This window comes from Vibrio sp. 03_296 (assembly GCF_002265885.1).
Map to the genome: position 1 here is coordinate 1 of NZ_NPKW01000173.1, position 717 is coordinate 717.

A 717-nucleotide genomic window follows, 5' to 3' on the forward strand; every position below is an offset into this window, starting at 1 on the left:
CGGAAACCATATAAACAATCTGTTGGCTCGCACTGAGCCAAGGAGAAAAAAACAAAACAAMMACAAAAAGCGAAGATGACGCATATCCATGTTTCCTCCGAGAAAACCGCTATAAACACGACATACTGCTGCTAAGTTAACTATATACGCTGACCAATATCGCTCCGCTTTTTTGTTTACAATTTGACACACATCATAAAGCAATCAATTTCATATTCTTTTGAGCCAAATTTTTAAGCAAAAACACCCCATTTAGAGGTATTTTCCAAGCAAATAACCACATTAAATAGATGGATTTARGAAAAAAGGGAAGGAGCTAGGTGCTAGGTGCTAGGTGCTAGGTGCTAGGTGCTAGGTGCTAGGTGCTAGGTGCTAGGTGCTAGGTAAGACGATAAAAAACCAAGACAAAAGAAAAGACAGACAAATCGTGTTATCTGCTTCCATACTAACGATACGAGAATGATGACTAAATCGGCTCTCCCGCTTCATCTTCCTCCACAATATCGGTTTCCAACGCTGCCTCCGCCAACCAACGTTGGATTGGCGCACTCGCCAGCACCTTGTTCTGATAAAGCTGAGCGGTTTCCGAAAGCGGGATTTGATACGTTTCAAAACGAAGCGCCACCGGCGCGAACATCGCATCGGCAATTGACCATTCACCGAATAACCAAGCATGAGGATTCGCTTCCATCTGCTGCGACCAAATTTGATCAATGC

1 pseudogene is annotated in these 717 nt (G+C 43.4%); it reads right to left on the minus strand.

Going from position 1 to position 717, the window contains the following annotated elements:
• Nucleotides 1–466: 466 nt before the first annotated feature.
• Nucleotides 467–717: pseudogene (locus tag CIK04_RS22540) on the minus strand (glutathione S-transferase); the annotation flags it as partial.